Raw genomic sequence first — 4,680 nt, forward strand, 5'->3', positions numbered from 1 at the left:
AGACGGGGGCCGAGAGCACGTAAAGGAACATGCCGTTGAAGGGCACGCCCGAGGCCAGGCTCAGGGCCATGAAGCGGGCGCTGCCGCCCAGCTGCACGTAGCCGCGCATCAGGTGGCCCACGCTGAAGGGCTGGCGCTGCGCCGGGTCCAGGGTCTCGGGCAGGCGCGCGCCCATCAGCAGGGACAGGCCCAGGCCGATCAGCGCCAGCAGGCCGAAGATGCTGGGCCAGCCCAGCCAGACGAAAAGCTGGCCGCCGATGATGGGCGCGATGGCCGGGGCCAGGCCGAAGAACAGCGTGACCTGGGACATCACCCGCTGGGCCTCGTGGGGCGGGAACATGTCACGGATGACCGCCCGCGACACCACCATGCCCGCGCCGGCCGACATGCCCTGCAGGGCCCTGAACAGCACCAACTGGCCGACGGACTGGGACAGCGCGCAGCCCAGCGAGGCCAGCGCGAACACCGTCATGCCCACCAGCACCACCGGGCGGCGCCCGAAGCTGTCGGCCAGGGCGCCGTGGAACAGGTTCATCAGCGCGAAGGCCAGCAGATAGGCCGACAGGGTCTGCTGCATTTGCACCGGCGTGGCGCCCAGCGACTGGGCGATGCCGGCGAAGGCCGGGATGTAGGTGTCGATCGAGAAGGGCCCGATCATGCTGAGCGTGGCCAGCAAGAGGGCCAGGGTCCAGCGGCGGCCGGGCCAGAGTTGGGAGGCGTTCGGGTTCATTCAGCAGGCCGGCGCGCGCACGGGATCGTCATCGGTAAAAAGTGAAGCAGACCGATAGGCCGGATTCTGTGCACCCGCCCGGCTTGCGCCGGTTGGGTGTGACCGCCATTCCTCTGGGCCGGGGTGTTGCCACCCTGGCTCGATGCCACCTACCCGCCAGCTCAGCGAGCCGCGTCAAAGCTGGCCTATTTGGTGTTGCTGCGCGTAGAGATTGCCGCGTTTCACCCGGCGACGTCGGAGCGCGGCATGCCGTCTCCCAAGAAGGCTTGCGCCTTCCGTCGCCGACTCGTCTCTGTGGCTCTGATCCGCACCTCGCGGTGGACGGGCGTTACCCGCTACGCTGCTCTGTGCAGTCCGGACCTTCCTCCAGTGCGGCCTTTCGGCCCGGCGCTTGCGCGCCGCCTTGCGGATTGCACCAGCGGCGGTCTGGTCTGCTTCACCCGGCCATTGTCCCACGCTTTGGAAAGACCACCGCAGCCGAGCAGCCCTCCACATAACTTGCGGTCAGAAGCTCATGGGAGACAGCGCGCAGGCCTTGGGGCATCATCGTCCGCACCTCATCGGGCCACACCGACCCTGGAGACACGCATGAAAGCCAACAACGTTCTCGCCACGATCGGCCACACGCCGCACATCCGCATCAACCGCCTGTTCGGGCCCGAGGCCCAGGTCTGGGTCAAGTCCGAGCGCAGCAACCCCGGCGGCTCCATCAAGGACCGCATCGCCCTGGCCATGGTCGAGGCGGCCGAGGCCAGCGGTGCGCTGAAGCCCGGTGGCACCATCATCGAGCCCACCTCCGGCAACACCGGTGTCGGCCTGGCCATGGTGGCCGCCGTCAAGGGCTACAAGCTGATCCTGGTGATGCCCGAGAGCATGAGCCTGGAGCGCCGCCGCCTGATGCTGGCCTATGGCGCCAGCTTCGACCTGACGCCCAAGGAAAAGGGCATGAAGGGCGCCATCGCCCGGGCCGAGGAACTGGCCGCCAGCACGCCCGGCGCCTGGATCCCCCAGCAGTTCGAGAACCCGGCCAACATCGACGTGCACCAGCGCACCACCGCGCAGGAGATCCTGGCCGACTTCCCCGAGGGCCTGGACGTGCTGATCACCGGCGTGGGCACCGGCGGCCACCTCTCCGGCGTGGCCAGCGTGCTGAAGGCGAAGTGGCCGCAGCTCAAGGTCTTCGCGGTGGAACCGGCAGCCTCGCCGGTCATCAGCGGCGGCCAGCCCTCGCCCCACCCCATCCAGGGCATCGGCGCCGGCTTCGTGCCCAAGAACCTGAAGACCGAACTGCTGGACGGCGTGATCCTGGTCGAGGGCGACGACGCCAAGGAATACGCCCGCCGCAGCGCCCGCGAGGAAGGCCTGCTGGTGGGCATCTCCAGCGGCGCCACGCTGGCGGCCATCGCCAAGAAGCTGGCCGAGCTGCCGGCCGGCAGCCGCGTGCTGGGCTTCAACTACGACACCGGCGAGCGCTACCTGTCGGTGGACGGTTTCCTGCCGGTGGGCAGCTGAGCCCCTGATCGGAAACGGGGGCGGCCCCCGCGCCCCCGCACCAAAGCGGCGCTGAAGCGCGGGGAAAACGCCTCAGCGCTGTGCAGCTCGGGGCCCCGCAGGCGGAAGGCCCTGCGAAAGGCCCAGCGAAAGGCCCTGCGGCGCAGGCATGGCACGGAACTGGCTTGAGGACGGCAAACCTGGCCAATTGGTCAGCTTCCGGACCTCCAGCGCAGTTGCATGATCGCCGAGCCTCTTCCCGTCTCCGAGCCGGTCTCCACGCCGGCCACCCCGCCCCGTGACGCCATCCGCGTGCGGGGCGCCAGCGTCATCTACCCCGGCGCGGACGCCCAGGTGCACGCCCTCCAGGACGTGGACCTGAGCATCCGCCAGGGCGAGTTCATCTCCCTGATCGGCCCATCGGGCTGCGGCAAGACCACCCTGCTGCGGGTGATCGCCGACCTGGAGCCGCTCTCCTCGGGCCAGATGTGGGTCAACGACATGAGCCCGCAGGAAGCGCGCATGGCCCGCTCCTACGGCTATGTGTTCCAGGCCCCGGCCCTCTTCCCCTGGCGCACGGTGCTGGCCAATGTGATGCTGCCGCTGCAGATCCAGGGCCGGCTGCCGGCCCAGTGCGAGGAAGTCGCCCGCGAGCAGCTGGCCCGGGTGGGCCTGGCCGGCTTCGAGAAGAAGTACCCCTGGCAGCTCTCCGGCGGCATGCAGCAGCGCGTGTCCATCGCCCGGGCGCTGGGTTTCGAGCCCCGGCTGCTGATGATGGACGAGCCCTTCGGCGCGCTGGACGAGATCACCCGCGACAGCCTGAACGTGCAGCTGCAGGACCTCTGGCGGCGCGAGCAGCGCACCGTGGTCTTCGTCACCCACTCCATCGCCGAGGCGGTGTACCTGTCCACCCGCATCGTCGTGATGTCGCCGCGGCCCGGCCGCATCGTGAAGATCATCGACTCGCCCCTGCCGGCCGAGCGCACGCTGGCGATGCGCGACACCCCGGCCTTCACCGCGCTGGCCCACGAGGTGCGCGAAGCCCTGGCCGACGGACACCATGAGCACTGACGCCTTGCGCCGCCGGGTGCTGCCGGTGACGGTGGTGGGCGCGGTGATCCTGGTGATCTGGTACGCCGCGGCCATCGGCCTGAACGCGCCGGGCACCATCGAGCGGGTGCTGGCGCCCCAGGGCGCCTGGACCTGGACGGACCTGCTGCGGGCCACCCTCGCCATGCAGCGCCCGGTGCTGCCGGCACCGCACCAGATCGCCGCCGACCTCTGGTCCGGCCTGGTCGACTGGCCGGTCGATTCGCCGCGCAGCCTGTGGCTGCACACCGGGGTGACCGGCGAGGCCACGCTGCTGGGCTTCGTCGCCGGGGCGCTGCTGGGCATGGCCCTGGCCGCCGCCATCGTCCACTCCCGCACGCTGGAGCGGGCCCTGCTGCCCTGGGTGGTGGCCTCGCAGACCATCCCGGTGCTGGCCATCGCGCCCATCGTCATGGTCATCCTGGGCAGCCTGGGCTTCGAAGGGCTGATGCCCAAGGTCGTCATCGCCACCTACCTCTGCTTCTTCCCGGTGACGGTGGCCATGGTGCAGGGCCTGCGCGCGCCGCAGCGCCTGGAGCTGGAACTGATGCACACCTACGCCGCCAGCCGGGCCCACACCTTCTGGATGCTGCGCCTGCCCGCCTCCCTGCCTTTCCTCTTCCCGGCGCTGCGCGTCTCAATGGCGGCCGGCCTGGTCGGCGCCATCGTGGCCGAGCTGCCCACCGGCGCCCAGGCCGGCCTGGGCGCCCGCCTGCTGACCAGCTCCTACTACGGCAACACGGTGGCCATCTGGTCGGCGCTGGTGATGGCCTCGGTGCTGGGCCTGGTGCTGACCGGCGCCATCACCCTGCTGGAAAAGGCCGTGCTGCGCCGCATGCGGCCGGCCCCGTCGCGGAGCGGCGCATGAACACCCTGAACCTGTCCTCCCCCTCGCCCGCAGGGTCCCGCCGCCCCGGCTCGCTGGCCGCGGTGCTGGCCCTGGCGCTCACCGTGCTGGCCCCCAGCCAGGGCCTGCTGCGCCCGCTGGCCGATGGCCTGCTGCTGCTGGCGGCACTGGCCGCGCTGCGCCCGGCCAGTGGCCCGGGCCGCAGCGCCCTGTCCCTGGGCCTGATCGCCGCGGCGGCCGTCGCCCTCTTCCTGGCCCTGCCCACCCCGCTGCAGGGCGGCGACGGGCTGCGCCTGCTGGCCATCCTGGCCCTGGCCCAGTGCAGCGTGCGCCAGCTGGCCGAGCAGCCCGACAGCCGCTGGAGCGGCCCGGCCACCGCCGGCCTGTTCGGCCTGTGGCTGCTGTACGTCTGGGAGCTGGGCGTCACCGTCTTCGCGGTGCCCCGCGTGCTGCTGCCCGCGCCCTCGCTGATCGTGCAGGCCCTGTGGGACAACACCGCCACACGGGGCGGCGACTTCGTGCA

General features: G+C 71.1%; 4 protein-coding genes, 1 other RNA gene and 1 pseudogene. 4 read left to right on the top strand and 2 right to left on the bottom strand.

Annotated elements, in window-relative coordinates:
* Both I73_RS13495 and rnpB read right to left on the bottom strand, forming a co-directional pair.
* Positions 1-730, bottom strand: a 730-nt coding sequence (locus I73_RS13495; protein WP_022981094.1) for a Bcr/CflA family efflux MFS transporter, incomplete at its 3' end; no start/stop codon positions are given.
* 39 nt (positions 731-769) lie between these two features.
* An RNA gene (rnpB, locus tag I73_RS30935) (RNase P RNA component class A) lies at positions 770-1,168 on the bottom strand.
* Positions 1,169-1,318: 150 nt separating this feature from the next.
* Here rnpB and cysK point away from each other — a divergent pair.
* The 4 genes and pseudogenes from cysK to I73_RS27835 all read left to right on the top strand — a co-directional run.
* Complete coding sequence (gene cysK / locus I73_RS13500; protein ID WP_022981095.1) at positions 1,319-2,242, top strand: cysteine synthase A; 924 nt, start codon at positions 1,319-1,321, stop codon at positions 2,240-2,242.
* Between the two features lie 219 nt (positions 2,243-2,461).
* A complete protein-coding gene (locus I73_RS13505) occupies positions 2,462-3,292 on the top strand; it encodes an ABC transporter ATP-binding protein (RefSeq protein WP_022981096.1) in 831 nt (276 codons plus the stop codon).
* Complete coding sequence (locus tag I73_RS13510; protein ID WP_026096699.1) at positions 3,282-4,178, top strand: ABC transporter permease; 897 nt, start codon at positions 3,282-3,284, stop codon at positions 4,176-4,178. The genes I73_RS13505 and I73_RS13510 overlap by 11 nt, the downstream gene beginning before the upstream one ends.
* Positions 4,175-4,680, top strand: a pseudogene (locus I73_RS27835) (hypothetical protein); the annotation flags it as partial. The gene I73_RS13510 and the pseudogene I73_RS27835, both read left to right, overlap by 4 nt.

It is taken from the genome of Ideonella sp. B508-1 (genome assembly GCF_000333615.1).
Lineage (GTDB): Bacteria > Pseudomonadota > Gammaproteobacteria > Burkholderiales > Burkholderiaceae_C > Ideonella.